This window comes from Ruegeria sp. AK4 (assembly GCF_056541025.1).
Genome location: NZ_JBQFXS010000003.1, coordinates 155,552 through 182,007, shown reverse-complemented (window position 1 = coordinate 182,007; position 26,456 = coordinate 155,552). Strand labels below are relative to the sequence as shown.

Annotated in this window: 28 protein-coding genes and 1 riboswitch; of the genes, 18 read left to right on the top strand and 10 right to left on the bottom strand. The window is 59.0% G+C overall.

The genetic code is table 11. The annotated features are described in order from the left end of the window. Positions 1–3: 3 nt before the first annotated feature. Positions 4–612, bottom strand: coding sequence for a glutathione S-transferase (locus ACR0EZ_RS07285; protein WP_480611989.1), 609 nt, complete (start codon positions 610–612; stop codon positions 4–6). A gap of 56 nt (positions 613–668) precedes the next feature. Beyond that, a complete protein-coding gene (locus ACR0EZ_RS07280) occupies positions 669–1,295 on the bottom strand; it encodes an FMN-binding negative transcriptional regulator (protein WP_480611988.1) in 627 nt (208 codons plus the stop codon). Positions 1,296–1,347: 52 nt separating this feature from the next. Further along, positions 1,348–1,498, top strand: a riboswitch (FMN riboswitch). 71 nt (positions 1,499–1,569) lie between these two features. On the opposite strand from ACR0EZ_RS07280, the gene ACR0EZ_RS07275 reads away from it, so the two are divergent. From ACR0EZ_RS07275 to cobO, 5 genes are all read left to right on the top strand, one after another. Beyond that, a complete protein-coding gene (locus tag ACR0EZ_RS07275; RefSeq protein ID WP_480611987.1) occupies positions 1,570–2,010 on the top strand; it encodes a 6,7-dimethyl-8-ribityllumazine synthase in 441 nt (146 codons plus the stop codon). Positions 2,011–2,154: 144 nt separating this feature from the next. Then, on the top strand, positions 2,155–3,255 hold the full coding sequence (aroC, locus tag ACR0EZ_RS07270) for a chorismate synthase (RefSeq protein WP_480611986.1): 1,101 nt from the start codon (positions 2,155–2,157) through the stop codon (positions 3,253–3,255). Further along, positions 3,239–3,901, top strand: coding sequence for an HD domain-containing protein (locus ACR0EZ_RS07265; RefSeq protein WP_480611985.1), 663 nt, complete (start codon positions 3,239–3,241; stop codon positions 3,899–3,901). The genes aroC and ACR0EZ_RS07265 overlap by 17 nt, the downstream gene beginning before the upstream one ends. Before the next feature lie 45 nt (positions 3,902–3,946). Further along, entirely contained in the window at positions 3,947–4,882 is a 936-nt protein-coding gene (locus tag ACR0EZ_RS07260) for a DMT family transporter (protein ID WP_480611984.1), read from the top strand. 57 nt (positions 4,883–4,939) lie between these two features. After that, entirely contained in the window at positions 4,940–5,539 is a 600-nt protein-coding gene (cobO, locus tag ACR0EZ_RS07255; protein ID WP_480611983.1) for a cob(I)yrinic acid a,c-diamide adenosyltransferase, read from the top strand. Between the two features lie 4 nt (positions 5,540–5,543). Here the strand turns inward: cobO and ACR0EZ_RS07250 are convergent, their stop codons facing one another. From ACR0EZ_RS07250 to ACR0EZ_RS07230, 5 genes are all read right to left on the bottom strand, one after another. Further along, positions 5,544–5,762 carry a hypothetical protein gene (locus ACR0EZ_RS07250; protein ID WP_480611982.1) on the bottom strand — a complete coding sequence of 73 codons (219 nt, stop codon included), beginning with the start codon at positions 5,760–5,762 and terminating at the stop codon, positions 5,544–5,546. Between the two features lie 218 nt (positions 5,763–5,980). After that, the gene (locus ACR0EZ_RS07245; protein ID WP_480611981.1) at positions 5,981–7,549 is read right to left on the bottom strand and encodes an alkaline phosphatase D family protein; all 1,569 of its coding nucleotides are present in this window, start codon (positions 7,547–7,549) and stop codon (positions 5,981–5,983) included. A 133-nt stretch (positions 7,550–7,682) separates the two neighbouring features. After that, on the bottom strand, positions 7,683–8,048 hold the full coding sequence (locus ACR0EZ_RS07240) for an SPW repeat domain-containing protein (protein ID WP_480611980.1): 366 nt from the start codon (positions 8,046–8,048) through the stop codon (positions 7,683–7,685). A 109-nt stretch (positions 8,049–8,157) separates the two neighbouring features. Continuing rightward, complete coding sequence (locus ACR0EZ_RS07235) at positions 8,158–9,108, bottom strand: AraC family transcriptional regulator (protein ID WP_480611979.1); 951 nt, start codon at positions 9,106–9,108, stop codon at positions 8,158–8,160. A 126-nt stretch (positions 9,109–9,234) separates the two neighbouring features. Further along, the gene (locus ACR0EZ_RS07230; RefSeq protein WP_480611978.1) at positions 9,235–10,101 is read right to left on the bottom strand and encodes a branched-chain amino acid aminotransferase; all 867 of its coding nucleotides are present in this window, start codon (positions 10,099–10,101) and stop codon (positions 9,235–9,237) included. A 159-nt stretch (positions 10,102–10,260) separates the two neighbouring features. On the opposite strand from ACR0EZ_RS07230, the gene ACR0EZ_RS07225 reads away from it, so the two are divergent. The 7 genes from ACR0EZ_RS07225 (at position 10,261) to ACR0EZ_RS07195 (ending at position 15,873) form a co-directional block, all read left to right on the top strand. Next, on the top strand, positions 10,261–10,773 hold the full coding sequence (locus ACR0EZ_RS07225; protein ID WP_480611977.1) for a MarR family winged helix-turn-helix transcriptional regulator: 513 nt from the start codon (positions 10,261–10,263) through the stop codon (positions 10,771–10,773). Beyond that, positions 10,770–11,471, top strand: a complete 702-nt coding sequence (locus ACR0EZ_RS07220) for a response regulator (RefSeq protein WP_480611976.1) — start codon at positions 10,770–10,772, stop codon at positions 11,469–11,471. The genes ACR0EZ_RS07225 and ACR0EZ_RS07220 overlap by 4 nt, the downstream gene beginning before the upstream one ends. A 69-nt stretch (positions 11,472–11,540) precedes the next feature. Beyond that, positions 11,541–12,467 (top strand): histone deacetylase family protein, encoded by a 927-nt coding sequence (locus ACR0EZ_RS07215; RefSeq protein ID WP_480611975.1) that lies wholly within the window; start codon positions 11,541–11,543, stop codon positions 12,465–12,467. Continuing rightward, complete coding sequence (locus tag ACR0EZ_RS07210) at positions 12,464–12,706, top strand: exodeoxyribonuclease VII small subunit (protein WP_155146860.1); 243 nt, start codon at positions 12,464–12,466, stop codon at positions 12,704–12,706. Before ACR0EZ_RS07215 ends, ACR0EZ_RS07210 begins: the two co-directional genes overlap by 4 nt. Next, entirely contained in the window at positions 12,707–13,570 is an 864-nt protein-coding gene (locus ACR0EZ_RS07205; RefSeq protein WP_480611974.1) for a polyprenyl synthetase family protein, read from the top strand. Between the two features lie 16 nt (positions 13,571–13,586). Beyond that, positions 13,587–15,515 carry a 1-deoxy-D-xylulose-5-phosphate synthase gene (gene dxs / locus ACR0EZ_RS07200; protein WP_480611973.1) on the top strand — a complete coding sequence of 643 codons (1,929 nt, stop codon included), beginning with the start codon at positions 13,587–13,589 and terminating at the stop codon, positions 15,513–15,515. A 145-nt stretch (positions 15,516–15,660) separates the two neighbouring features. After that, positions 15,661–15,873: a hypothetical protein gene (locus ACR0EZ_RS07195; RefSeq protein WP_480611972.1), complete on the top strand. Its 213-nt coding sequence runs from the start codon at positions 15,661–15,663 to the stop codon at positions 15,871–15,873. A 531-nt stretch (positions 15,874–16,404) separates the two neighbouring features. Here ACR0EZ_RS07195 and ACR0EZ_RS07190 read toward each other — a convergent pair. Further along, on the bottom strand, positions 16,405–17,043 hold the full coding sequence (locus ACR0EZ_RS07190) for a DedA family protein (RefSeq protein WP_480611971.1): 639 nt from the start codon (positions 17,041–17,043) through the stop codon (positions 16,405–16,407). Positions 17,044–17,256: 213 nt separating this feature from the next. On the opposite strand from ACR0EZ_RS07190, the gene ACR0EZ_RS07185 reads away from it, so the two are divergent. The 3 genes from ACR0EZ_RS07185 (at position 17,257) to ACR0EZ_RS07175 (ending at position 20,587) form a co-directional block, all read left to right on the top strand. Continuing rightward, positions 17,257–17,835, top strand: coding sequence for an SH3 domain-containing protein (locus ACR0EZ_RS07185; protein WP_480611970.1), 579 nt, complete (start codon positions 17,257–17,259; stop codon positions 17,833–17,835). A gap of 178 nt (positions 17,836–18,013) precedes the next feature. Next, entirely contained in the window at positions 18,014–18,598 is a 585-nt protein-coding gene (locus tag ACR0EZ_RS07180; RefSeq protein WP_480611969.1) for a hypothetical protein, read from the top strand. Between the two features lie 150 nt (positions 18,599–18,748). Continuing rightward, on the top strand, positions 18,749–20,587 hold the full coding sequence (locus tag ACR0EZ_RS07175; protein WP_480611968.1) for a hypothetical protein: 1,839 nt from the start codon (positions 18,749–18,751) through the stop codon (positions 20,585–20,587). 374 nt (positions 20,588–20,961) lie between these two features. Here the strand turns inward: ACR0EZ_RS07175 and ACR0EZ_RS07170 are convergent, their stop codons facing one another. Beyond that, a complete protein-coding gene (locus ACR0EZ_RS07170) occupies positions 20,962–21,492 on the bottom strand; it encodes a hypothetical protein (RefSeq protein WP_480611967.1) in 531 nt (176 codons plus the stop codon). 41 nt (positions 21,493–21,533) lie between these two features. On the opposite strand from ACR0EZ_RS07170, the gene ACR0EZ_RS07165 reads away from it, so the two are divergent. Beyond that, positions 21,534–21,767, top strand: a complete 234-nt coding sequence (locus ACR0EZ_RS07165; RefSeq protein ID WP_480611966.1) for a hypothetical protein — start codon at positions 21,534–21,536, stop codon at positions 21,765–21,767. Between the two features lie 7 nt (positions 21,768–21,774). Here ACR0EZ_RS07165 and ACR0EZ_RS07160 read toward each other — a convergent pair whose 3' ends face one another. Beyond that, the gene (locus tag ACR0EZ_RS07160; RefSeq protein WP_480611965.1) at positions 21,775–22,770 is read right to left on the bottom strand and encodes a helix-turn-helix transcriptional regulator; all 996 of its coding nucleotides are present in this window, start codon (positions 22,768–22,770) and stop codon (positions 21,775–21,777) included. Between the two features lie 361 nt (positions 22,771–23,131). Between ACR0EZ_RS07160 and ACR0EZ_RS07155 the strand changes: the two genes are divergently transcribed. Next, positions 23,132–24,466: an HNH endonuclease gene (locus ACR0EZ_RS07155; RefSeq protein ID WP_480611964.1), complete on the top strand. Its 1,335-nt coding sequence runs from the start codon at positions 23,132–23,134 to the stop codon at positions 24,464–24,466. 181 nt (positions 24,467–24,647) lie between these two features. After that, positions 24,648–26,072, top strand: a complete 1,425-nt coding sequence (locus tag ACR0EZ_RS07150; protein WP_480611963.1) for a tetratricopeptide repeat protein — start codon at positions 24,648–24,650, stop codon at positions 26,070–26,072. Positions 26,073–26,456 lie beyond the last annotated feature (384 nt).

The window sequence follows — 26,456 nt, the reverse complement described above, 5'->3', positions numbered from 1 at the left end:
CAATCACGACGGCGGGCGCGTCGCCACCATGCTGGGCCGCGCGTCAAATTCGGCAAACCATGCAGCAAGGGCGTCATTGCCCTTGCGCCAGCCCCGCGCGTCATGGCGCAGGTCGAGATAGCCCAGCGCGCAGCCCACCGCGATCTGCCCCATGTCCAATGATCCGGACAGATGCGCCATCCAGCGCTGATTCAACGCCGCGCAGGCGCGTTCGATCTTGACCCATTGCGCCTCGGTCCAGTCGTCCCACTGCTTGTCCCCGGGTCGCAGCCGGTCCTCGTAGGTCATCAGCAAGGCGGCATCCAGAATGCCATCGGCCAGCGCCTCCAGCGTCAGCACATCCCAGCGCCCGGACCCGTCGGGATACAGCCCCGCCTGCCCACGCGCATCCAGAAAGGCACAGATCACCCGGCTGTCGAACAGGGTTGGCCCATCGGGCCGCTCCAGCGCCGGAACCTTGGTCAGCGGCGCCTTGCTGATCAGCGGTTCCGCCGGTGATACAGGCGTGCTGGCGACGGTCTGCAGTTCGACATCCTGCAACTGATCGGTTTCATGCAGCAAAACCATGACTTTGCGGACATAGGGCGAGGTCGGGCTGTGATAGAGCTTCATATCCGGTCTCCTTGGCTAAGGGGCACAGTACAGAAGCCGGGGCAAAACAAAACCCGTCAGCCGTCCGTCTGACCCGCCGCGCGCATCAAATCCGCGAGCGCATCCAGTTCCGCCCCAATCCCGCCAGCGACCCGCTCTGCCGCGCGCGTCCGAACCGCGTCGGGCTTGTTCTGGTTCAGCTTCCAGGTTCCCCGAATGTCGTCGATATGCATGCGGCAGGGCACGATCATGCGCATCATCCTCGCCAACGCGTCGTCAGACATCTTCGTGGTGGTCCATGGCGGCTTGGGCAGCAACCGAGCCTCATAGAACGCAGACTGCCGGTCCAGCAGGTCCGGCAAAGACTCCTGGGGCAGCCTCTCAAGCTGCCCGGTCAGATGCACGGCCACATAGTTCCACGTGGGCACCTGATCGCCGATCTCATACCAATCAGGCGACACATACCCGTCCGGCCCGGACACGGCGATTGTGGCGCGGCCAGGCTGTTGCAACATCCGAACGATGGGATTCGACCGCACAAGGTGCAGGTCCGCCACAGCTCCATCCTCATCCAACAGAAAAGGCACATGGCTCAAAGCAGGAGCTTCTGCGGTCGACAGTGCCAGAACACCAAAGGCGCGTTCGCGGGCAAAACCGATATGGCGCGCGCGTTCCTCGGCGCGGAAGGCGGGGTTGGGGTGCATGGCGATCCTCCTACGTTCCTCTTGCAGAACCGCCCGCAGCTTGGCAAGGTCACGCCGTTCTCAGGGCGGGGTGAAATTCCCCACCGGCGGTATGCGGGCCATGACCCGTAAGCCCGCGAGCGGCTTCGGATCATCCGGGGTGACAAGCAGATCTGGTGAGAGGCCAGAGCCGACGGTGAAAGTCCGGATGGAAGAGAACGCGCAGCGCGCCGCTGAACCGGCGCGCCTGCTCGTGATCGCCTTGGGTGCCGTGTCTGTAACTCAGGAGGTCCAAATGACACACACCCGCTATGCTTTCATCAAAGCCAACTGGCATTCCGATATCGTCGACCGTGCGCTGGACGGGTTCCAGCAGCTCATCCCAGCCGAGCAGATTGACGTCTTCGACGTACCCGGCGCGTTCGAGATGCCGCTGCTTGCCCGCGATCTCGCCCAAACCGGGCGCTATGCCGCAGTGGCCTGCGCCGCCTTCGTGGTGGATGGCGGCATCTACCGGCACGACTTTGTGGCGCAGGCGGTCGTCGACGGGCTGATGCGCGCTGGCATGGAGACCGGCGTGCCGGTCCTGTCCGTTTCGCTCACCCCGCACCAATATCAGGAAACCGACCACCACAACGCCATTTACCGCGCCCATTTCGTGGAGAAAGGCCGCGAAGCCGCCCAGGCCGCGCTCAGGATCACCGAAACCCGTGAGGCCCTGAAAGTGCCAACCTGATCCGCTTCATCTTTTTCCAAATACTCCGGGGGTGAATTGAGCCGCAGGCTCAAGAGGGGGCTGGCCCCCTCCCCCCCTTTGCCGAAATCCGCTTGAGGCCCAAGGCACTCCCGGCTAATCACGACCGGCAAAGGAGCATGCCCCATGTCGATGAACAGCTTTGGACACCTCTTCCGCGTCACCACTTGGGGCGAAAGCCACGGGCCCGCTCTGGGCGCCACGGTCGATGGCTGCCCTCCGGGTGTGGCCATCGACGAAGCGATGATCCAGCACTGGCTGGACAAGCGCAAACCGGGGCAGAACAAGTTCACCACCCAGCGGCGCGAGCCCGATCAGGTGAGGATCATGTCCGGCGTGTTCGAAGGCCAGACCACCGGCACACCGGTGCAGCTGATGATCGAGAACACCGATCAGCGCTCGAAAGATTACGGCGACATCAAAGACAAGTTCCGCCCAGGCCATGCCGATATCACCTATTGGCAGAAATACGGCATCCGGGATTACCGCGGCGGCGGGCGCAGTTCCGCCCGGGAAACCGCATCCCGCGTCGCCGCTGGCGGGCTAGCGCGCGAAGCGATCAAACAGATCGCGCCAAATGTGCAGATCACCGGCTATATGGTGCAAATGGGGCCGCGCAAAATTGACCGCGCCAATTTCGACTGGTCGCAAATCGAACAGAACCCGTTCTGGACGCCCGACGCGCAGGCGGCCGAGGACTGGGCCACCTATCTGGACGACCTGCGCAAATCCGGAAACTCGGTCGGCGCGGTCGTTGAGGTCGTGGCGCGCGGCGTCCCCGCCGGGATCGGCGCGCCGGTTTATGCCAAGTTAGACACCGATCTGGCCGCTGCGATGATGTCGATCAACGCCGTCAAAGGCGTGGAGATCGGCGAGGGCATGGCCGCCGCCGAACTGACCGGCGAGGCCAATGCCGATGAGATTTTCATGGGTCAGAACGGCCCGCAATTCAGCTCGAACCACGCGGGCGGCATTCTGGGCGGCATCTCGACCGGGCAGGACATCGTGGTTCGTTTTGCGGTCAAACCGACCTCGTCGATCCTGACCACCCGCAAAACCATCACCAAATCCGGCGAAGAGACCGAGATCATCACCAAGGGCCGTCACGACCCCTGCGTCGGCATCCGCGCCGTGCCGGTGGGTGAGGCGATGATGGCCTGCGTGATCCTCGACCACCTGCTGCTGCATCGCGGCCAGATCGGAGAGAACCGTGGACGGATCGGCTGATCTGCGCAGCCGCCTGCGCGGCATCGTCGCGCAGCGGATGGAGACCGACCCCGCCCATGATCTGGCCCATCTGGACCGGGTCTGGGTCAACGCGCGGGCCATCGCCGATGACCGGACCGACATGCCGGTGCTGCTGGCCGCAAGCTATCTGCACGATCTGGTGAACCTGTCGAAAGTCGACCCCGAACGGCACATGGCCTCGCGCAGATCCGCGTCGGAATCAGAGCCTATTCTGCGGGATCTGGGCTATGACCGGGATCGGATTTCCGCCATCCGGCACGCGATCGAAGCCCATAGTTTCTCGGCCAATATCCCGCCCGAGACCGCCGAGGCCCGCATTTTGCGCGATGCCGACAGGCTGGACGCGCTGGGGGCCATCGGGATTGCCCGGAACTTCTCGGTGTCCGGTGCGCTGGGGCGTATGCTTTACGATCCCGCCGACCCGTATGCGCTGAACCGGCCGCTGGACGATCTGCATTTCTCTCTCGACCATTGGAAGGTCAAACTTCTGAATCTTCCGGGCGACATGCTGACCGAGACCGGCAGACAGATCGCGGAACAGCGCACCGCGCGCATGATCCGCTTTCTGGAAGACTTCGCCGAGGAAATCGGCAATCCTCTGCCTCAATCCTGGGTGACCGGCTGACCCCAGCCGTTGATCTTTGCGCCGCAAAAGCGCAGGGTCGCGCCGATGGCAAAATCGTTAACATCGCATCGACCCGTACTGGCCGTGACGCTGAAACTCAGCGCCCTGTTTCTGTTCACGTCGATGTCAGCCCTTGTCAAAGCCCTGTCCGAGGATTTTCCGCCGGGGGAACTGGTGTTCTTCCGCTCGCTCTTTGCCATACCGGTCATCCTCATCTGGCTGATTTCACGTGGGGAACTGGCGCAGGGCTTTGTCGTCAAAAAGCCGATGGGCCATTTCTGGCGGGGCGTTCTGGGCACCGGTGCCATGGCGCTGACCTTCACCGGCCTCAGCCTGCTGCCCCTGCCCGAGGTCACGGCCATCGGCTATGGCACGCCCATCTTCACGCTGATTCTGGCGGCGGTGATGCTGGGCGAACGCATCCGCATGATCCGCATCGGCGCCGTCGCCCTGGGCCTGCTGGGCGTGCTGATCATGATCTGGCCCCGCCTCGGCAGCACCGATATCGAGGTCGCCGCCACCATCGGCGCGCTCTGCGTGCTGGCGGCCACCATCGCCCGCGCCTTTGTGCAGATCCATATCCGGCAACTGGTTCAGGTCGATCACCCGGCGGCCATCGTGTTCTATTTCTGCGTTACGGGAACGCTGCTGTCGGCTCTGACCGCCTTTTGGGGCTGGGCCATGCCGACATGGGAACAGGCGGCGATTCTGGTCGCAATGGGGCTGACGGGGGGCGTGGCGCAGATTCTGATCACTTCGTCCTACCGGTTCGGGCAGGCCTCGATGCTGGCCCCCTATGATTATACCAGCATGCTGTTCGCCATTGTCATCGGCTATGTCTGGTTTGATGAATGGCCGACGCTGGCCATCCTGATCGGGGCCGCGCTGGTCATCGCGGGCAATGTCGTGGTGATCTGGCGCGAGCATCAGCTGGGGCTCGAGCGCGGCAAGGCCCGGTCGGTCACCGACCCCAAGGGGTGACTTTACCTTTCGCCAAACTCCCCTAGTTTGGGCCGGACAGAGAAAGAGGGTGCCCCCATGAGCGACGCGCAGGATCACAAGGAAAAGATGCAGAAGGTGCAGGCCAAGCACCGCAAGAAAGTGTCCGAGGCAGTCGATCCCGGGCGCGGTCTGGTTCTGATCAATACCGGCAAGGGCAAAGGCAAATCCTCGGCCGCATTTGGCGTGGTGATCCGGGCACTGGGCTGGGGGCAGAAAGTTGCCGTGGTGCAGTTCATCAAGGGTAAATGGAAAACCGGCGAGCGGCGTTTCTTTGAAGAGCGCGACCTCGTGACATGGCACACGATGGGCGAAGGCTTCACCTGGGATACGCAGGATCGCGAGCGCGATATTGCCGCGGCCACCTCGGCCTTTGGCAAGGCCTGCGATCTTATGGCCAGCGGAGACTACGATCTGGTGGTGCTGGACGAGATCAACATCGCCCTGCGCTATGAATATCTGTCCGTGGATCAGGTGATCGAAGGGCTGAACGCGCGGTCCGATAAAACCAGCGTCTTCCTGACAGGCCGCGACGCGCCTCAGGCGCTGCGCGACTATGCCGATCTGGTGACGGAAATGACCGAGGAAAAGCACCCGTTCAAGGCCGGGATCAAGGCCCAGCGCGGTGTCGATTTCTGAAAACTCAGGCGCTTGGCGCCATTTGATGTTCAAATTGATAGCGCAGCGACCTGCGTTGGCTCGCTGCGCTTTGGGGCAGCGTTTCCGCTGCCGTTCCGGCCTCTCGCAAGGCCTGCCGTTTCTGCCGTTCGACATAGGCGCAGTAATCGTCGTCGCAGCAATTGCACCCGCAGGCCGTGGCGGCATCATGCCGCGCCATGATTTCGTCCAGCGAGTCGCTCATTTCAGACCTCATCAACCCTGTACCATCCATGCCCGTCTTCGTTTCCGGGGCGGTGGCTGGCCCTCACCTTACCATACGCTAAGCCCGCAGACCGCCCCGAAAGAAAGTGCTGGATGACCTGCATCTGGTGTTGATGTGTATCTGATTATTTTAGTCGGAATTTTCAAGCCTGAAAACGCCCCGAACGTATCCGGGGCGTGATCCGTGGCTTTTGAGGCTCAGATCGCCTGTTTTTGCGGGTCCAGCGTGACCGACCACAGCTCGGTATCGGCGCGGTCCATCAGTCGCACGGTCATCTGCTGCGTGGCCCCGTCGATATCGACCAGGCCAAAGAACTGAAGCCCGGCGCTAGGGGGCAGGTTGGCGCCCTGATCCTCGGTGGGTGCCTTGACGAACTTCACCTCGGGTCCGAACGTGCCATCCAGCGCGTTGGGCCCGAAAGTACCGGCGTGCAGCGGGCCGGACACGAACTCCCAGAACGGTTCGAAATCCTGAAATTGCGCTTTGTTAGGGTCATAGTAGTGCGCGGCCGTGTAATGCACATCCGCCGTGAACCAGACAGTATTAGTAACGCCAGCCGTCCTGATGAAACGCAGCAGATCGGCAATTTCCAGTTCGCGCCCTTTCGCCGGGCCACTGTCGCCGTTGGAAATGGCCTCGGCCCCGGCTTTTTCCTTCCAGTTGTCCCAGACGATCAGGCCGATCGGCATGTCCGAGGCGATCACCTTCCACGTGGCTTTCGAGCCTGCCAGTTCCTGTTTCAGCCAGGCCAGTTGTTCCGCCCCCAGGATGCGGGACTGATCGGTGATCTCATCCTCCATCGACGCACCGTTCGGGCCGCGATAGCTGCGCAGGTCCAGGAAAAACACGTCCAGCATCGGACCGTATGAGATTTTGCGATAGACGCGGCCCGGCTCTGACGGGGTGATCCGCAGCGGCGTCATCTCGTGAAAGGCGCGCCCGGCGCGGGATTGCAGCACATGCACCGATTTCTCGGCATAGCGGTCATCCGAGATCAGGTCCTTGGCGTCGGACCAGTTGTTGACTACCTCATGGTCATCCCACTGGAAGAAGGTCGGGCAGACGGCATTCATCGCGCGCACATGATCGTCCATCAGGTTGTATTTCCATTGGGCGCGGAATTCGTCCAGCGTTTCGGCCACCTTGCGCTTTTCGTCAATCAGCTTGGTGTTTTTCCAGATCACCTGCCCGTCTTTTTCGACCTCGTCCTTCATCGGACCGTCGGCATAGACGGTGTCGCCCGAGTGAATGAAGAAATCGGGCTTGTGCTGCGCCATGGTCGCATAGGTGCGCATGCCCTCGTCGTCGATGCCCCAGCCCTGACCGGCGGTGTCCCCCGACCAGGCAAAGCGGATATTGCGGCGCGAGGTCGGCGCGGTGCGGAATTGGCCCACAACAGGCTCTGATGTGACATTGATGTCGCTCAGATCGGCGGCCACGAAGCGGTAAAAGATATCCTGATCCGAGGGCAGCCCCGCGACCAGCCGCTTGACCGCGAAGTCGCTGTTCGGGATCGCGTCCATCGGCGACAGTTTACGGGCATCAGCAAAGCTTTCGGTGGTCGAGATTTCCATCATCACCCGCGACGGGCGGTCCGTGCGGGTCCAGATCATGCCCGAATTTGCATCGACATCGCCCGACTGCACCCCGTGCGTAAAAACTGGGCGCGAGGACGCGCGGCTGATCGCAGGGACTGAAAGCGAGGCGGCAAATGCCGTGCTTCCGGCCAGAAAGGCGCGGCGGTTGGGGCGAAGGATTCGGGTCATGGGTGCTCTCCTGTCTGGTGGCCATCGCAGGCCACGCGATTGGTGAGCGGTAGTGAGCCGCCCGTTTGTAAAACAGACGGCTCAGTTTCTTGAAGGTATCACGATGATATTGTGACACCTGTGGACAACATGCTCACGCCGCCGCTGTTTGCTCGGGCGCGCTCAGCGAGATGACGGCCACAACCGCCGCGCCGTTCAGCCAGTAGAACCACGCGTCCAGACCCGAGAACCCAAGCAGGCCAGGGGCCAGCAGGAACACGATGCCGACGGTCAGGTCCACCGCCTGGTGGACCTTGTAGGGCAGCACGCGCCAGATCCCGAGATGGTGATCGGTCAGCACGGTCAGACCAAAGGCCGCGACCCCGGTGACGACCGACAGCCACAGCGCCAGCGGGTTGGACTGGCCCAGACCCAGCACGAAGGGCAGCGTCATCAGGGCAATGGCGACGGGGTAGTCGAGATAGGCGTGGATGTTACGGGTGATAAAACGGACAGACATGAGAATTCCTTTCCTTGCTTGGCATAGCTCTAAGCTAGGAGAAGGTTGCCGAACGTATCAGCCCGGATCGTTCGCAATACCTTGCAGATCGTTCAGATCATCCACCGGATCAGTGCATCGCCCGATACGCCGCTGGGGACAGCCCGATCTGTTTCTTGAACACGCGGGAAAACGCGGCCTCGGATGCATATCCGACCTCGGCGGCGGCATCGGCGACGTTCCAGCGGCTTTCGGTCAGCCCGTGACAGGCGATCTGCATCCGCCAGTCGGTGAGGTATTGCATCGGCGTGGTGCCCATCTTCTCGGCAAAGAGCTGGGCGAAAGCGGTGCGGGACATGCCCGCCTCACGCGCCAGCGCCTCGACGCTCCAGTCATTCGCCGGGGCTTGGTGAAAAGCGGTCAGGGCGCGCGACACGCGCGGGTCGGCAAATCCGGCCAGCGCGGATTCGCTGGGGCTTTGATGCTCCAGATGCGCGCGGATGGCCTGCGCGAACAGCACCTCGGACAGTTTCAGGGCGATCAGATCACCCCCGATCCGCGCGCCGCGCACCTCGGACCCGATCATGCGCAGGGTGGATTCGATCCAGGCCCCGGCCTCTTCGCCGTAATTCTCGATCAGGATATAGGGCGGCAGCCGGTCGATCAGCATATGCCCGGTGCCCTGCCGCCCCGGAGGACCGGTGAACGAGAAATGGCCGCAGATCACCTGCGTGTCGCGGCTTTTATCCTCGCCACCATAGATCAGAACGCCATCCCCTTTGTATCCGGCCTCGTCCAGCACCTGTTCCAGCGGCAGCGCGTCCAGCGGTTTGACCTCATTGCACAGCAGCGCGTGGGCGGCGCCATGCGGGATCAGGATCAGATCGCCCTGCTTCAGACGCAGCGTTTCGCCTGTGTTAGAGACTGATACCTTCAGTTCTCCCCGCTGAACGAAGTGAAACCGGGCCACGTTTTCAAAGGCCGGAACCTGAATGCCAAAGGGCGGCGTGAACGATGTGCGGAAATAGAACGTCCCGCGCAGGGACAGGCGGGTCAGGATATCGCTGAGAAGGTCTAACATGGCTGTAATCTACACCCGTGCGCGCGCCCGTCCACCAGTCTGAACGATCTGCAAGGTCTTGCGGACGTTCGGCACAAAAAAACCCCCGCGAAAATGCGGGGGTTTCCTGTAGCGTGTTCCGCTGGATCAGGCGCGCACCAGCGCCTCATATTCTTCGGCGATGTCGCGGGTGATGTCGCCGACCTCGAACGTGTAGTCACCGATCTGCCCGACCGGCGTGACCTCGGCGGCGGTGCCGGTCAGCCAGCATTGTTCGAAATCGGCCATTTCCTCGGGCATGATATGGCGCTCGATCACGTTGATACCCTTGTCTTTCAGCATCTGAATCACCGTCTGGCGGGTGATGCCGTTCAGGAAGCAATCGGCCAGCGGCGTATGCACCTCACCATCCTTGACGAAGAACACGTTCGCGCCGGTCGCCTCGGCCACATAGCCGCGATAGTCCATGAACAGCGCGTCCGAGCAGCCCTTGGCCTCGGCCTTGTGCTTCGAGATGGTGCAGATCATGTACAGACCCGCCGCCTTGGCATGGACCGGGATGGTTTCCGGGCTGGGGCGCTTCCACTCGGCGATGTCCAGCTTGGCGCCCTGCATCTTGGCGTCGCCATAGTAAGCGCCCCAGGGCCAGACCGCGACAGCCATGCGCACTGGGTTCTTGGCCGAGGCCACGCCCATATCCTCGCCCGAACCGCGCCAGACCAGCACGCGCACATAGGCGTCCTGCAGCCCGCTGGCTGTCAGCGCCTCTTCCTTTGCCGCCTCGATCTCGTCAATCGAATAGGGCATCGGCATGTCCAGCGCCTCGGCCGAGGCGATCAGGCGTTCGGAATGTGCCCGGCTTTTGAAGATCTTGCCGTTATAGGCGCGCTCGCCCTCGAACACCGACGAGGCATAGTGCATCGCGTGCGACAGAATATGCACATTGGCCTCGCGCCAGGGCACCAGCTTGCCGTCCAACCAGATGACACCATCACGATCGTCATACCCAGCCATGCGAAACCTCCTGATCCGGGTTGATTTTCCGATTGTTGCGCTAGTTAGGTCCGAAGCGGACATAATGTTGCGCAAAAACTGAGAATCGATACCTGTCCGCCCTTGGAATGTCAATAACGCTGACATAAACTCGGCCCGGTGTAATGAATGAGGCATGATATGTCCGAAATCCGCCCCGCCCCGCTGTTTGGCGGCGAGAGCCTGTTGTTTCTAACCGATGAGCAGTTGCGACAAGGAATCGAGGCCATGTTTTTCGCCTATCGCGGCTTCACCGCCGACCCGGACCGCATCCTGTCGGAAATGGCCTATGGGCGGGCGCATCACCGGGCGATCCACTTCATCAACCGCGCGCCCGGCACCACGGTGAACAACCTGCTGGCCATTCTGGGGGTGACGAAACAGTCTCTGAACCGGGTGCTTCGGACATTGATCGACGATGGTCTGGTGCAAAGCCGCGTCGGCACCGCGGACAAGCGCGAGCGGCATCTGTTTCTGACCGAACAGGGCCGCGCGCTTGAGGCGAAACTGTCTGACGCCCAGCGCTCGCGCATGCGGGCGGCGTACAAGGATGCGGGCCCCGAGGCGGTGGCGGGGTTTCGTAAAGTGCTTGAAGCGATGATGGATGCTGATATGCGTCATGCCTACACCAAACTGCGGGACAGCACCTCATGAGCGATATGGACGCCCATCTTCTGATTGTCGACGATGACGAGCGCATTCGCGATCTGCTCAAGAAGTTCCTGATGCGCAACGGATTTCTTGTGACCTCGGCCCGCGATGCGGCGCATGCGCGGCGGGTGCTGTCGGGTCTGGATTTCGACCTGATCGTGCTCGATGTGATGATGCCGGGCGAGGACGGGGTCAGCCTGACCCGCGCGCTGCGGGAAACGCACAGCACACCGATCCTGCTGCTGACCGCCCGGGGCGAGACCGAGCATCGGATTGCCGGGCTTGAGGCCGGGGCGGATGATTATCTGGCCAAGCCGTTCGAGCCCAAGGAATTGCTGCTGCGCATCAACGCGATTCTGCGGCGGATGCCGGAAACACCGGCGCAGGATACGGCGGCGAAAATCCTGACCCTCGGACCGATCCGCTATGATATCGAACGTGGAGAGATGTGGCAGGGCGAGGACCCGGTGCGCCTGACCGCCACCGAAAGCCAGTTGATGAAAATTTTCTCGGCCCAGCCGGGAGAACCGATCAGCCGCGCGAAACTGGTCGAGGATCTGGGCCGCGACAAGGGGCAGGCGCAGGAGCGCGCGGTGGACGTGCAGATCACCCGACTGCGCCGCAAGATCGAACAGGACCCGAAGCAGCCGCGGTATTTGCAGACCGTGCGCGGCGCGGGCTATATGCTGGCGCCGGATTGATTTTGCCGCTGCGCGGCGGTTTTGTGCCTTCGGCGAGGATATTTTTAGACAGATGAAGATGGGATCCCGATGAAGACTGCGCTTTTGACCCATGCCGACTGTCTTGGTCATGTGACGCCGGACGGGCATCCGGAACGGGTGGCGCGGCTGGAGCATATCCTGCATGCGCTTGAAGCTCTGGACCTTAACCGGGTGACAGCCCCACTGGCTGCGGATGATGATCTGTTGCGGGTTCATCCGGACAGCTACATTCGGGACATCAAGGCCACGCGACCTGCGGACGGGTTTGCGCAGATTGACGGGGACACTTTCATGTCCCCCGGTTCCGTCGATGCCGCTTACCGCGCCGCTGGCGCTGTCGTGCGCGCGGTGGATCTGGTGCTGGGGGGCGAGGCCCCGAACGCGTTCTGCGCTGTGCGCCCGCCGGGTCACCATGCGGAAACAGACACTGCAATGGGGTTTTGCCTGTTCGGCAATGCGGCATTGGCCGCGAAACACGCGCTGGATCATCATGGGCTCAGCCGCGTGGCGGTGGTGGATTTCGATGTGCATCACGGCAATGGCACGCAGGACCTGCTGTGGGATGAGAAGCGCGCGCTGGTGATCACCAGCCAGCAGATGCCCTTGTGGCCCGGCTCGGGCCGCCCGGATGAGACCGGGGCTTACGACACTGTTCTGAACATACCGCTGTCGCCGGGCACCGGCGGGGCCGAGATGCGGGCCGTGTATGAAAGCCAGGCCTTTCCGCGATTGCGGGCGTTCCGGCCCGAGTTGATCATCATATCCGCCGGATTCGACGCGCATCAGGACGACCCGCTGGCCAATCTGAACTGGTCCACCGGCGATTTCGCCTGGATCACGGCTGAGCTGTGCGGGATCGCCGATGAGGTGTGTGAGGGCCGTATCGTCTCGACTCTGGAAGGCGGGTATGATCTGAACGCACTGGCCGATGCTACGCGTGCCCATGTGGAAGAACTGATGAAGGCAGCCCGATGACTGACACTCCCGTTGACCAGATGACATTCGAACAGGCGATGAAAGAGCTTGAGGCCGTAGTCGGCCAGCTGGAACGCGGCGACGTGGCGCTGGATCAGTCCATTGCACTTTACGAACGCGGGGCGGCGCTGAAGAAACGCTGCGAGGATGAGTTGAAGCGGGCCGAGGAAAAAGTGGCCGCCATCACTCTGGATGCCAATGGTCAGCCGACCGGGACCACGCCTGTCGAAGGGCTGTAGATGTTTCGCGAAAAGCTTGCGCAGGATGCGGCGCGGATTCAGGCCCGGTTCGATCTGGTTCTGGGCGCGCTGGACGATCTGGATGTGACCCGTGCGATGGCCTATGCCACCGAAGGCGGCAAGCGGCTGCGCGGGTTTCTGGTGCTGGAAAGCGCCCGTCTGCATGATGTCGATCCGGCCCGCGCGATCTGGCCCGCCACCGCGATTGAGGCGCTGCACGCCTATTCGCTGGTGCATGATGACTTGCCCTGCATGGATGACGACGACCTGCGCCGGGGGCGTCCGACGGTTCATGTGAAATGGGATCAGGGCACCGCTGTGCTGGCCGGGGATGCGTTGCAGACTCTGGCTTTTGAGCTCTGCGCCCGGCCCGAGGTCGGGGATGCGGGAATCCGGGCGGAATTGACTCTAACATTGGCAAAAGCCAGCGGCGCACAGGGCATGGTGCTGGGTCAGGCGCTGGATATCGCGGCAGAGACCAAAGGCCCTCTGACTCTGGCCGAAATCACCCGGCTGCAGGCGGGCAAGACTGGGGCGCTGATCGAATGGTCGGCTTGTGCCGGTGCGCGTCTGGCGCAGGCGGACCCGGGCCCGTCGCGCCAATATGCCCAAGCCCTTGGCCTTGCTTTTCAGATCGCCGATGACATTCTGGATGTTGAGGGGGATGCCGAAAAGGCCGGTAAACGCCTGCAAAAGGATGCCGATGCGGGCAAGGCCACCTTTGTCTCGCTGCTGGGTCTGGATGCCGCCCGCACCCGCGCTGCCGAACTGGTGGATCAGGCTTGTGCCGCGCTGGACGGGTACGGCACACAGGCGGAAACCTTGAAGGACGCCGCCCGCTTCGTTATTGCCCGGGACAGCTAAGCCAGGAACGCGCCACATGTCTGACCGCCCGAACACGCCCTTGCTGGACCTTGTGAACCGCCCCGCGGACCTGCGGCAGTTCTCGGACGCGCAACTGCATCAGGTGGCGCAGGAATTGCGGGCCGAGACGATCTCGGCCGTGTCCGTCACCGGCGGGCATCTGGGCGCGGGTCTGGGTGTGGTGGAACTGACCACCGCTTTGCATGCTGTCTTTGACACCCCGCGCGACAAGATCATCTGGGATGTGGGCCACCAGTGTTACCCGCATAAAATCCTGACCGAACGGCGCGACCGCATTCGCACGTTGCGCATGAAGGATGGCCTGAGCGGCTTCACCAAGCGCAGTGAGAGTCCCTATGACCCGTTTGGGGCCGCACATAGCTCGACCTCGATCAGCGCCGCGCTGGGGTTTGCGGTCGCCCGCGATCTGGGTGGCGTGACGCCCGAGGGGCTGGGTGACGCAATCGCGGTGATCGGCGATGGCTCGATGTCTGCGGGCATGGCGTTCGAGGCGATGAACAACGCGGGCCATCTGAAAAAACGCCTGATCGTCATTCTGAACGACAATGAGATGAGCATCGCGCCGCCCGTGGGTGCCCTGTCGAACTACCTGTCGCGCATCTACGCGGAAGAACCCTTTCACGATCTGAAAGCCGCCGCCAAGGGCGCGGTATCGCTGCTGCCGGAACCGTTCCGCGAAGGCGCCAAGCGCGCCAAGGAAATGCTGAAAGGCATGGCCGTGGGCGGGACATTGTTCGAGGAACTGGGCTTTTCCTATCTCGGCCCCATCGACGGCCACGATCTGGACCAGTTGCTGCCGGTTCTGCGCACGGTCAGGGCGCGGGCGACCGGGCCGATCCTGATCCATGTGCTGACCAAAAAAGGCAAGGGTTACGCCCCCGCCGAGCAAGCCCGCGACAAAGGCCACGCCACGGCGAAATTCGATGTGGTCACGGGCGAGCAGAAAAAGGCGCCGTCAAACGCGCCCTCCTACACCTCGGTCTTTGGCAAAACGCTGGTGGAAGCGGCCGCGCGCGATGACAAGATCGTGGCCGTCACCGCCGCGATGCCCGATGGCACGGGGCTGAACCTGTTTGCGGAACGCTACCCCTCGCGCTGTTTCGACGTGGCAATTGCCGAGCAGCACGGCGTTACGTTTTCCGCCGCGCTGGCGGCGGGCGGGATGAAACCGTTCTGCGCGATGTATTCGACATTCCTGCAGCGCGGTTACGATCAGGTGGTGCATGATGTCGCCATCCAGCGCCTGCCAGTGCGGTTTGCCATCGACCGGGCCGGGTTGGTCGGCGCGGACGGGGCGACCCATGCGGGGTCTTTCGACATCGCATATCTGTCGAACCTGCCCGGCATGGTCGTGATGGCCGCCGCCGATGAGGCCGAGCTGATGCACATGGTCGCCACCGCCGCCGCCCATGACGACGGCCCCATCGCCTTTCGCTATCCGCGCGGCGAAGGCGCGGGCGTCGACCTGCCCGAGCGCGGGGAGGTTCTGGAGATCGGCAAGGGCCGTCTGATCCAGCAAGGGGCTCGCGTGGCGCTGCTGTCCTTCGGCACCCGTCTGGCCGAGGTGCAAAAGGCGGCCGAGGCGCTTTCGGCCAAAGGGATAACGCCGACCATCGCCGATGCCCGCTTTGCCAAACCGCTGGACCGCGACCTGATTCTGGATCTGGCCGCGCACCACGAGGCGCTGATCACCATCGAAGAAGGCGCCATTGGCGGTTTCGGCAGCCATGTCGCGCAGCTATTGGCGGAAGAAGGCGTGTTCGATTCCGGGCTGAAGTATCGCTCGATGGTGTTGCCGGATATCTTCATCGACCAAGCCAGCCCCGCCGATATGTACGCGGTGGCCGGCATGAATGCGGAACAGATCGAAGCCAGAGTGCTGGATGTTCTGGGCGTCACCTCGATCGGCGAAAAACGCGCTTAAGGGCCGTCAAACGTCGGGTAGATCCCAGCGCACCGGGACCGTTTTTGGCCAAGCGGACACCGGACGAAAAAGTAACCGACATTTTGGCAAAATTTCACAATCCCAATTTACCCTGCGCCACGACAATCCGCGCAGGAGAAATTGAATGCCCGGACAGAAAAAGCCAAAAGGATACTGGAACAAGAAGCGCTGCCACGCAGTCGCTCTGACCTACGCCACCCGGGCAGAATTCGCGCGGGGCGACAAGACCGCCTACAACGTCGCAGCCGACGCCAGCTGGCTGGACGAGATTTGCTCTCACATGCCCAAAAACGTCAAACGCAGCGGCAATGCCGATCAGGGAACCCAACGCGGTTGAGGCAAAGCCGGAAATGGCGGGTTCTTGGCAAACCGGGCCTGCGATGCGCTGAACGCATACGCCTCACTCACGAACGTATTGATGTCGGATTGCTGCAGTCTCGTCGGACAAGGCCCCGAGACGATGCAGCGTTTACGCCCCGGATTCAGAGCGCATTCATATGACAGAAATCAGGACGCTTGCAGCCCCGGCAAACCCGGCCAGCGCCACAGCGCCGGCTATGGTGATGCAAAATACTTCCAGTGCGCTCATCTTCATTTTGACCCCCACCAAAATGGTCAGAACGCCTTATAGCAATCCCGATCAGCCGCATAGAGAACGCGTTGGCGCTTTGCGGAAACTCGCTGTGCAACTGGCGCGAATTCGCTCAGGCTATGGGGCGGGCCGCTCGGGCAAGGTCATGACGGAATGGTTTGGGCCTTGACCCGTGTCTGCCTTGCATCACTTCGCGGGCGCATCCGGCACCATCTGTCTTCCTATGGCGGCACGAACATAAGCCGGGGCTTCTGCGCGCACTGGTTTCACAGGAAGTCAGTCTTGGTCAGATTGCCCTTGTGCCAACGCGCTGAGCTTTTTCATCGCGCTGCGCCCGAAGACAAACACCAGCACCACGGCCACAGGTATCAACACCGCGCCTATCAGCGAGACCTGATGCAGAACCTGATGCAGCTGGGAAACGTGCTGCCCGAACTGATAGGCAAGTGTCGTCCAGATCAGAACCCAAAGCGCTGAACCTACCACGTTTGCGATAAAGAACTTTGCCCATGGCATGTTCGCCGAGCCCGCGACCAGCCCGTTGAGCTGCCGCAGCAAGACGAAGAAGCGCGCGCATACCACCACATAGGCACCATATGTCTCGGTCGCGCGTTCTGCGGCCTGATACTTAGACTCGGTGATGCCGAAACGCGCCCCATAGGCCAGAATGACCGCCCGGCCATATCTGCGCCCGATCAGGTAGGCAACGTTGTCGCCCGCAATTGCCGCAAGGGTTGCAACCACCGCAACCGCGATGATGTTCAACGACCCTTTCGCCGCAAGCGCCGAAGTTGCGACCAAGGCGCTTTCACCGGGGAGCGGCAGGCCAAATGTCTCAAGGAAAATCGTGGGAAACAAAATGATCAGCCCATAGGTCTGGACGAGACTTTCGAAATGTTCTGTGAGGGTATGCATCCTGAAAACAGACCCTAACAAAAACGACCGCAAGTTCCAGATGGTTGACCGGACCCTGATGCGGTTCAGAAACCCGAAAAGCTTCGGAAGGTTCGTCAATCGGCTGAGCCCGCGCCGATTGAAAACAGGCGTAAGGGCGGATTAGGGAGCCTTGACTGAAATCGCCCGGAGCGATCTAGTTTTCACAAAACCCAAACAAAGACAGGGAAGCCAATGAAACAGTTACTGTTCATCATCAAGATCGCTTTGTTCGTGCCGCTGCTGGCAACCGCCGCCCTTTCCCAGACACAGGGTTTCACAACCACATCCGTCCACATGCGCGCCGGACCGGGCACCAATTACCCGGTGGTCGCGACATTGCCACAAGATGCGACGATCGAGATTTACGGCTGCCAGACGGGCTATAGCTGGTGCGACACAGGATGGAACAGTGCCCGGGGTTGGATTTCATCCAACTACATTCTGACAGAAAGCGACGGCACGAAGAAAGTCATGAACCCGGTTGTGGCCGCTGCTTTGGGCATTGCCATTGTGGAATTCAGCCAGGCCTATTGGGAAAACCACTATCAGGCTTACCCGTGGTTCGCCTATTGGAACCAATATTACCACCCGTATCACCCCTACCATCCGGTTCCGGGACCCTATTGCTATCACGCGCCTCAGGACCCGGCCTGCCACTATGGCCCGTATTACCCCAATCGCCTCTATCAAGCTGCGCCCCATCAATATCCGCAGGGCAACGGCCACGGGCATCCGCACCATCACGGAGGGCACGGCCATCATCACCATTGATGCAAGGCACTGGATTCCGCAAAGCCCAACGGCTTTCTGGCCGTATCGCTCTTCCCGGCCAATGCGCCCAAAAACAAGGGCGCGCTCAACCACCAGCGCGCCCTGTCTTAGGGTAGGGAGATGAAAAAAACCTGCGCTCGAAACCGAACAAGAGCGCCAACTCTTTAATACACCCAATATGGCCGATTCTGGTGGGGCGGTCAGTGACGTTGGTTACATAGGGTCGCTGAATTTCGCCGGTCGGGGCCGTGGTCTGGTGCAGCTATCCGTCAGTCCTGAAGTCAACGTGAATGTGGTTGCCGTCACTGTCGTGGAGATTGACCTGCACAATCGCCATCCCCGGAACCGCATCAACCGTGTGGGCTATGCCCATCCCATCCAATTTGCCGACAAACTCGTCGAAACCCTCAGCCTTGAAGGCGAAATGCTCCAGCGAGGGATTTCCACCAACGGCGGGCTCATCACTGACGCCGACCAAATGCACCACCGCTACGTCATTCAGGTAAAGCCACGCTCCGGGGAAGGTAAAATCCGGTCGTTTCCCCGGCTTCAAGCCCAGAACCTCTCCATACCACTCAACCATGTCATCCAGATTCGAGGTACGTATGTTTACGTGGTCAAAAGCTGTCAGTGCCATGGCGGGTTTCTAGCAGGTCACCGGGTCGAAATACACCGGGACTACGCTCTTGGGTTTTCCAAAACCATTAGCTGTATCGTCTTCGTCCAGAAACTGGACTCTTTGAGCATCGAGAAGACATTCTGAACGGTTGAAGCTATTCTGCGGCCCTTGCCACTTTGTTCGTTCTGTTTCGGTGCAGCCCGGCCATTTCAGCTTTCAGCCAATCGCACTCAAATCCCGCATTCCGGCTTTTGTTGACCTTGGGTCATCCCGCGTGCACTCTATCGAAACTGAATGTTTGATAGTGTTGAGGTTGACGTGCAGTTTCTGTTTCTGATTGCAGCCATATTCATTGGTCTTCCGGCAGTAGCTTCCGCTCAAATGGATAATGAAAGCGAAGCGCAGCTGCATTTCATAAGGGATCAAAACATCCCGGTCATTGCAAAGGAATTGTATCGATTCAGACCGGACGGTTGGATCAAAGGGCGCACAAGGGAAGGCAACACAGCGTATTGGGCTCTGACGGCTCCGCAATCTATCGACAACATCGCGTTTCTCGAACCGGAACTGGCGGAAGATCTCGGGAAAATGGCGCAGCTGCTTGGGCCAGATGGCGCGTATCGAAAGCAAACACTGGCTCTGCTGGCCCAAGCGGGGTTTGCGGGCAGTGACCTGGACAGCGCCCTGGAAGCCGGAAACTTCGTTTGGAGCACCAAAATGGGGCCGGACAATGCCCTTCAGGTGGGTCTTAAGGATGGTCACGTATTTTTTGTGATCTTTTACGGCAAGCATTGCTGTCCGACCGAGGCAACGAATGTGCCCGTTGATGGCGCGATTGTCGTTCATCCGGACTATGCGCGTCCGGAACCAGATCCCATGTTTGTGTCTTCTCCTGAGGCTTTGGAATTCAAAGCAAGCAGAGAGTATGCGCGTTGCGGGCAGCAGGCACTGCTTGATGCCGGGTTCGATCCGAACGGAGTTGACGGTGCTCCGGGCGGGGGCGCGACACGCGCCATTTCCAAATGGGCCGAAGATGTCGGGATCTTCCCGGCACCCGTTTTCACGCGAAGCACCGCATCGCAAGTGTGCCATGTGCTGACCGCAGCAGAGCATAGGTTCACAGGCAGTAAACGGTACGCGGAATGGACACTTTGGCCGCTTTGGTCAGGAGATATAGTCTACAATGAAAACTCTGTGAAAATGACGGCCTTGGAGGATGGCCTCACAGACGCCAAAGCCAACGTCGTTCAGTTTTCTCGTGTCGATTTTGGTGACGGACCACGGTTTGGAGACCGAAACAACGCTGATTTGCCCGCACCGTGGACGCCGGTTGGCAGCACCATCTTACATGGTCAGGATGGAATCGACGGAATTGGCGGCGACCCGGAAGCCTATACGCTTTATGCGACAGAAATGCTTCGGCTGGTTGACGCCGCGTCTGACACTGCCGGTATGAACAGTCTCGAACAGATGTTTTCGACCAGAGGTGACCACTTTCCAAACCTGCGAAAGGCTCTGGGCGCAACGGATATTGGTCGCCCGCTCTCACCGGAATCGCAGGTTTTGTGGACCATCGTAGACGAGACGCCAAACGGAGAGGTTGTGGCGGCAGATGTTCGGTTACATTCGACACAACCAGACAGGCGCCACCTTATCTTCATGGAGTTTGATCCTTCTGGTGAGATGTCGCGCCTTCTGTACGCCTCGGTCGGAGCATTCAGAAACCCCCAGGTTAAGCCCGGAAATCAGTTTCCAACCTTTGACTTGCGCGACCAAATCGTTGTCGGCCTCTTTGACGCCGATTGCCGGGCAACAACAGCTTCGATAAGAAGTCAGGCGATCAGAGCGCACGATGGATTTTCTGGATTCCCTGTTCGGCTCTGCTTCAACGATGCGCAAGTTTTAGAGGTCATTGTCTGGACAAAAACCAGCGAGGGCGGAGATCAGCTGTTCACAACAATTACACTCCCCAATGGCGATCCGCTTCCAGTATTGAGTTCTTACTTTGACGAACAAGACGGTTCGAATGTGATTGAAGTTGGCGGAATCGCGATTGATGGCGTGGACAGGACATGTGTGGTCGTCAAACCCAGCGGGGGAATAGCTGTTTTGGGTGAGGCGCAGTGCAGTTAGGGTATGTTCCCCAAACGATGAACCGCTGACAGTTATCACATAGGTGAAACTTGGTGGTGCCGCTGAAGGGACTCGAACCCCCGACCCCATCATTACGAATTTTGCCGTCTATGACTTGGACCTGACCAGACAAAGCCCTCTGAAGTAGCATAAATCATTACGATTAAATCACTATTTTCGTTGGCCTTCTTGGACGGCGCCGGACCTAGCCAGAGAACGTTTGACGTACATTCCCTACTAATCCCCTACTAGGTCGACAGCCGTCACCTTAGTATTCCGTGAGCGGGTTCCTGGGATTTCCTGCGATCCCAGCCTGCCGAACAGAGGTAGGATGGGCTGGAGGCTGCGACACGCGCTGCCTGTATCGGCGTTGCTCATCCCGCACGAAGTTGCGCTGAGAAACTGACGTCTACACCGAACTTAAGCCCGCTGGCTCGACACAAAGCCTTCATTGCGCGCTTTAGGTCATCCTGGCCGATGTTCTTGCTGATCCACCAACCGGAGGATGTTAGTTTGACTGGAAGTCCTGGGCTGCCCGGGTGGATCGCCTCTGGCTTTCTGGCAATGTAGCGTCTGGAGTAGGCGCGCATGTCAGCCAGCGCCTCAAGGGCTTCCGGGGCGAGCTCGTTGGTGAGGTCAACCAACTGGGCGAAGACCTCGGGCAATGTGTTGCCGCCAACCGGCGCGCCTAGGTATTCGGCGTGGTATTTTTGGCGGTGCGATGGCGTCCGGACACGTGGTTGCGTTACGGCGACTTCTCCCATTTCCTTCTGTTGTGGGGATAAGCTAGCCTTCAGGAGCTCAGTCAGATCTCCGTTTAGGCTATCCCGCACCTGAAGTAGTGCGTTCACAAAGTGAACGGGAACACGCACGGATACCGTTGGTTCTTTCATGGAGCGGTTCATTGGGACCTCTTTGACCTGTGGGAGCTTTGTTGTGGGCGCCGTTGCGTTACGCGGTACACGGTTATGAGCGTTTCGCCCTCGACGATGACTTTGCTGCCGCGCAAACGTTCCAACTGCTGGATTTCGTGCTTGAGCTTCCGGATTGCTCGTGCGGCGTCCTTGTCGGTGAGCAGAAAAGCGTCATCGGCAACGCGCGTACCGACACGGAAAACAAGATCGACGTCGTCTTCGCGATACCCCCGTTGCCGTATCCGCGCCGTCGCATGGTGTGTTAGCTGTAGTTCAGGCATCTTGACCTCCCGAACTCGACGTGTTGGGTCCCGCACTGTGATCTTCGTTGATACGTATCAGGGACATGAGATTTTCACGCTCTGCTCGGCGTTCGGCCAGTTCCTTTGCGGGGATTTGGTCTATCATCCAAGCAGCCCGCTCGGCGGCTTTATCGTCGCCCAAGAGTGCTTCTGGTATATCGCCGATCCGGACGTGACCGCGTAGCAGTGCATACTCCGCGTCAGGATCTTCCCCAGTCAGCCGAGAAATATTCTCGGCTCCGATGCGATAGCTTGGCAGCCCTTCACTAGTCTTCCAGCCAAAATCTCCGTCGAAGCTGACAGACGCTGCGCCCACCTTTTGGGCGAACTCTGCAAGGTAGTCTGCAAAGGGATTGTTAGCCGATCGATCATAGCCACAATCGAATGCTTGCTCAGAGGCATCGACCCCGAAGAGGTCTTTCTTCTCGATAGACTCGCGTTCAGCTGCGATGCCTTCATCTACGCGCCAGGCAGTATAGACATAGGAGGAATGTCCCCCGCCAAAGCTCTGCAGCGCATCCGAGGCTTCTTCAATTTCAGCCACCCGCGCTCGGCGCCAAGAGAGACTCCCTTCAGCAAGCAACGTCATAAACAAGGGCGCCATCTCGATCTGAGATCGGATTGGAATTCCGTAGATGTTCTGCACCATGTTGAAGGCCAGGGCGGTTTCGGCTTCAATCATTGCCCGCAGGGGCCGGTAACCAACCTTCCGCAGCGACTCTTCAAGTTGTTCGCGTTCAGTGGGCGCTTTACCCAGCTCTTCGGCGCTAACGCCAAGGGCCTTTGCCAAGGTCTGTGCCACACGGTCATTCGCCTGATACGGGCCTTCTTTGGCGCTTTCGATGCGTTTGATCGTTGGCAAGCTCACTTTGTTGGGGCCAAGCGTTGCTTCGCACAGATCGTCTTGTGTCCAGCGCTTATGGGCTCGAGCGGCCTTAAGGGCTTCAGGGTGTATCGGAGTAGTCATATCGTCCTCCCAAGGTATCGTATGTACAATATGATACTGTTTTTTTATCTTATATAGTATCAACTTTACTCAACTAAGGGGCAATTTGCTCGCACAAGGTGCCAACGGAGCGTTTTTGAGGATCAAGACCCGACACTTTCGCCAGGCTCTGGCGGTAACAGGCTTCTGTGTGACCTTCCTAGTGATACCAAAGGGTCTCAAATACACTATTCGCAAAAGGAGCTGCAGGCAGTCACCTTTCACCCCGCTCGACTTCTCTGTTGACCCATTCTAGAGTTGGGGCTTGCCGACCGGCACCTGCTTGCAGAACGAGAGGTTCACGGCAATCCTCATTTGGAGAGCAATCAGGTAATCAGGTTTTATGAACGAATTTCAGTTTGAGTTAGCCCGCTTCCTCGCTTCCAGGGCAAAGCAAGGACAGCGCACCACCTATCAAGAGCTGGCAGCTGCGGTCGGCTGGGCACATCCAACGGGGCGAGGACTGGGCAATAACCTTTATGCAGTACTTCACTACATGCATGATACAAAGTTGCCGCCTCTAACGACGATCCTTGTGAGAAAAGGACATCGCCACCCAGATAACGATGCGCTGGAATACATTCGTGAGGTCATTGGCGACGTGGACATTGATGACGCCCAAAACGAGGTGTTTGCCTACGATTGGAGCAAGGTACCGGAACTACGTTCGGTCTCAGACGGGCTTCCCGGTGGACAGCAAATCTGGCAGGCATCGCTCAAGGGCCCCTCGGTTGCCGACGGCGATACTGGGCGGAACGCATTTCTACTGAAGTTCAACGGAGAGCTTCACGGTCCCGACGGCATCGCTCGGCCACAACGACTGGCAGACTGGAACGACAAGGTCCTGCGCATGCCGTGGGAGAGCTCTAGAGCAAGCTCACGCAGCGACAAGTCGCCCGGCCCAAAAGTTAATGTCGGCGATCACCTTTATCTTTGGGCCCACGAAGATGAGGCTTTCGGGTCCGGTTTGGGTCTAACTGGTGTCGCGAACGCGAAGCGCGTCACTGAAGAAGAAGGTATTTTGCAGATTCAACTTGGTGACCTTGCATTACTTAAGCATCCGTTTGGCTTCAGGATCCTCGGCAATGAAGGTTGGCGTTCAACGGTTCTCGACCGAATAAATGAGGATCGCAGCCCGAGGGCTTGGGCTATGACCTCTGACGAGCAGGCGGAAATTGACAAGGTTATTTTGGCCTACGGCTCAAGGAAGACTGAAGCACTTTCGCGCGTTGAGAATGTGCATTTGTCGCGTTTGGATCGCGCGCTTGCCGAAGACCGTGACGCCGTCCTGGCCGCCGAAAACGAGCGAAAAACCACGACCGTCAAAGCCAGACCCGAGCAACAGAAATTCCGGGAGGAAGCAATGAATCGTCACGCAGGGCGTTGCGTGGTTACCGGCTTCAACGTCCCTGTCGTCCTAGAGGCTGCGCATGTCATACCCCACACCGGAAACCCGGCATTCGAAGTTCCGGAGAATAGCCTGATCCTCAGGCGAGATATCCACGCGTTGTTTGACGCAGGCATGATCGCAATCAACCCAAAATCGGGGATGCTAATGATTTCTTCCACCCTACGGGCCACGGCATACAGGAAGCTTGAAGGCAAGCCTATCGATCACAAGTTGGAGTCGGTTTCCTTGTCGTACCAGTATGCGCGTTTCAAGAAATCAACGCGGTAGACTTGTAACGCATCGGACGGCGTTTGAGCGGACGCATCGCGCAAGCGCCTCTGTTTTCACGCTGGTTCCAGTAGCAGCAACGGCCGCCGAAAATCTGAGAGCGTTCGCCCGGACACGGGCTTGACGCCTCACCAACTTCGTTCAATCATCAAAGGCGTTGTAAGATTGGAGTTTTCTGGAAATGAGCGATACGCAAGTCGCCGAGTATCGAACCTGCAGGCAAAACTTCGATCAGTTTTGTACCGAAGTTAAACGAATACTCGTCAGCTCTTTCTCGCAAAACAGCCTGAGGACCCACTCAATAGAAGCGCGCGCTAAGTCCATCGACAGCTTTGCACGGAAAGTTGAGAAGACAAACGAGGACGGAACGCCCAAGTACACTCAACCTCTAACCGAGATTACTGATCTAGCGGCTGTAAGGGTGATTACGTACACAATTGATGACATCCGAGAAATTACAAATTTCATAGATAACCATTTTGACATTATCGAGAAGAGAGATGTGGGTGAAGAAAGAGCTGAAAAGGGCCAGTTCGGCTACCAGAGTATTCACTATCTTGTCAAATTAACTGACGATCGATTGGCGTTGCCGGAAAATTCCATTTACCAAAATTTGGTCTGTGAAATTCAAGTTCGAACTGTGCTTCAACATGCATGGGCAGAGATGGAGCACGACATCCAATACAAGGGAAGTGCAAACATCCCCAAATCAGTAAGGCGAAAGTTTTTGGCTCTTGCGGGTTTGCTGGAAATTGCAGATCGAGAATTTGCTTCGATTCAGCGTGAGGACAAGAGTCTAAAGTTGAATGTCCTATCTGACTTGCAACGAGACCTGACGCTAGATCAGATTGAGAGTACCAGTGGAAGCAAACCAAAGGCCAAAAAATCTGTCTCTTCTCAGCCAGAAGCCGACTCAGGACTGCAAGTCAGAGATCTATTGGCAGCCGGAAGGCTTAAGGAAGCAATCGAAGTCTACAACAAAAAGATAGAGTTTGAGCCTACGAGCTATACGCTTTTTATTGGTCGAGCCAGAGCGCTCTTCCTCTCCGGAGAAACTGAGCAGGCCTTGAAGGATATTAATCGCGCGGATGAGCTACAGCCAAATAACCCCATGATTGAAGGACTTCGATCCAAAATCATGGAAGGCAGTCTGACTGCGCCAAAGCCAGGGAACGTTGAGGACTATAAGTCAAAGATGGACCTTGGCGATACTTCACTAGTCAAAGGTAGACCAGAAGCAGCATATCGACTGTATCTAGAAGCGCAATCAATGGGGGCTTCGTGGCCATTTACGACGTTTAGGTTGGCGCTTGCCAGTATGGTGGCCGGCGATCTGACTGGATCTGAACTTCACTTAAATGAGCTAAGGATTCACCGTGGAACGCCGATGGAGATTAACATTGCAGCGCTAAGGGCAATCTTGTCCGCAATCAAAGGCGCTGATGATCTTACGGAAAAGACCGAACATCTTGTATCGCTTAGGAAGGCCATGGAGGATTTTAACGTTGAGTATTCTCCTTTGAGCCTACTACAAAAAATAAACGGAAAGCGTTTCTGGGGTGAAAGAAACGCGCAGGTTGAGCAGGTACTTGAGATCTTGAGATAATACCTGAATTGGCCGTTGGGTCGGCGGTGGGCATTAGAAGTAGAACTAGCCAAACAAAACTCTACCTGGGCTCAATAGGGGTGCATACGCAGCGTCAAAGGAGATGAGACACGCCTATCCTGTTATTCCAAGATTCTTGAGTAAATAGAACTGCCCCTGCAAAAAATCGCTCCGCCATGATCATTGGTGACATACACCTATGAGCGCGGGATATTGCAGAAGGCAACAATGAACACGCTTCCCACATTCGAAGATGACGGTATATTCGGCTCCCCGACCAACTGCTACTATTTGGGACTAATGGCTGCCGTTTGAGCGATCGCATTGGATGTCCGAGAGTACCATCGTTCAAACTGAGTCGAGGCCGGCGATGACTGGTGACCA

Coding starts and splice junctions, on each gene's coding strand:
- ACR0EZ_RS07285 (WP_480611989.1), bottom strand. CDS start 612: ATGAAGCTCTATCACAGCCCGACCTCGCCCTATGTCCGCAAAGTCATG.
- ACR0EZ_RS07280 (WP_480611988.1), bottom strand. CDS start 1,295: ATGCACCCCAACCCCGCCTTCCGCGCCGAGGAACGCGCGCGCCATATC.
- ACR0EZ_RS07275 (WP_480611987.1), top strand. CDS start 1,570: ATGACACACACCCGCTATGCTTTCATCAAAGCCAACTGGCATTCCGAT.
- aroC (WP_480611986.1), top strand. CDS start 2,155: ATGTCGATGAACAGCTTTGGACACCTCTTCCGCGTCACCACTTGGGGC.
- ACR0EZ_RS07260 (WP_480611984.1), top strand. CDS start 3,947: ATGGCAAAATCGTTAACATCGCATCGACCCGTACTGGCCGTGACGCTG.
- cobO (WP_480611983.1), top strand. CDS start 4,940: ATGAGCGACGCGCAGGATCACAAGGAAAAGATGCAGAAGGTGCAGGCC.
- ACR0EZ_RS07250 (WP_480611982.1), bottom strand. CDS start 5,762: ATGAGCGACTCGCTGGACGAAATCATGGCGCGGCATGATGCCGCCACG.
- ACR0EZ_RS07245 (WP_480611981.1), bottom strand. CDS start 7,549: ATGACCCGAATCCTTCGCCCCAACCGCCGCGCCTTTCTGGCCGGAAGC.
- ACR0EZ_RS07240 (WP_480611980.1), bottom strand. CDS start 8,048: ATGTCTGTCCGTTTTATCACCCGTAACATCCACGCCTATCTCGACTAC.
- ACR0EZ_RS07235 (WP_480611979.1), bottom strand. CDS start 9,108: ATGTTAGACCTTCTCAGCGATATCCTGACCCGCCTGTCCCTGCGCGGG.
- ACR0EZ_RS07230 (WP_480611978.1), bottom strand. CDS start 10,101: ATGGCTGGGTATGACGATCGTGATGGTGTCATCTGGTTGGACGGCAAG.
- ACR0EZ_RS07225 (WP_480611977.1), top strand. CDS start 10,261: ATGTCCGAAATCCGCCCCGCCCCGCTGTTTGGCGGCGAGAGCCTGTTG.
- ACR0EZ_RS07220 (WP_480611976.1), top strand. CDS start 10,770: ATGAGCGATATGGACGCCCATCTTCTGATTGTCGACGATGACGAGCGC.
- ACR0EZ_RS07215 (WP_480611975.1), top strand. CDS start 11,541: ATGAAGACTGCGCTTTTGACCCATGCCGACTGTCTTGGTCATGTGACG.
- ACR0EZ_RS07210 (WP_155146860.1), top strand. CDS start 12,464: ATGACTGACACTCCCGTTGACCAGATGACATTCGAACAGGCGATGAAA.
- ACR0EZ_RS07205 (WP_480611974.1), top strand. CDS start 12,707: ATGTTTCGCGAAAAGCTTGCGCAGGATGCGGCGCGGATTCAGGCCCGG.
- dxs (WP_480611973.1), top strand. CDS start 13,587: ATGTCTGACCGCCCGAACACGCCCTTGCTGGACCTTGTGAACCGCCCC.
- ACR0EZ_RS07195 (WP_480611972.1), top strand. CDS start 15,661: ATGCCCGGACAGAAAAAGCCAAAAGGATACTGGAACAAGAAGCGCTGC.
- ACR0EZ_RS07190 (WP_480611971.1), bottom strand. CDS start 17,043: ATGCATACCCTCACAGAACATTTCGAAAGTCTCGTCCAGACCTATGGG.
- ACR0EZ_RS07185 (WP_480611970.1), top strand. CDS start 17,257: ATGAAACAGTTACTGTTCATCATCAAGATCGCTTTGTTCGTGCCGCTG.
- ACR0EZ_RS07180 (WP_480611969.1), top strand. CDS start 18,014: ATGGCCGATTCTGGTGGGGCGGTCAGTGACGTTGGTTACATAGGGTCG.
- ACR0EZ_RS07175 (WP_480611968.1), top strand. CDS start 18,749: ATGTTTGATAGTGTTGAGGTTGACGTGCAGTTTCTGTTTCTGATTGCA.
- ACR0EZ_RS07170 (WP_480611967.1), bottom strand. CDS start 21,492: ATGAACCGCTCCATGAAAGAACCAACGGTATCCGTGCGTGTTCCCGTT.
- ACR0EZ_RS07160 (WP_480611965.1), bottom strand. CDS start 22,770: ATGACTACTCCGATACACCCTGAAGCCCTTAAGGCCGCTCGAGCCCAT.
- ACR0EZ_RS07155 (WP_480611964.1), top strand. CDS start 23,132: ATGAACGAATTTCAGTTTGAGTTAGCCCGCTTCCTCGCTTCCAGGGCA.
- ACR0EZ_RS07150 (WP_480611963.1), top strand. CDS start 24,648: ATGAGCGATACGCAAGTCGCCGAGTATCGAACCTGCAGGCAAAACTTC.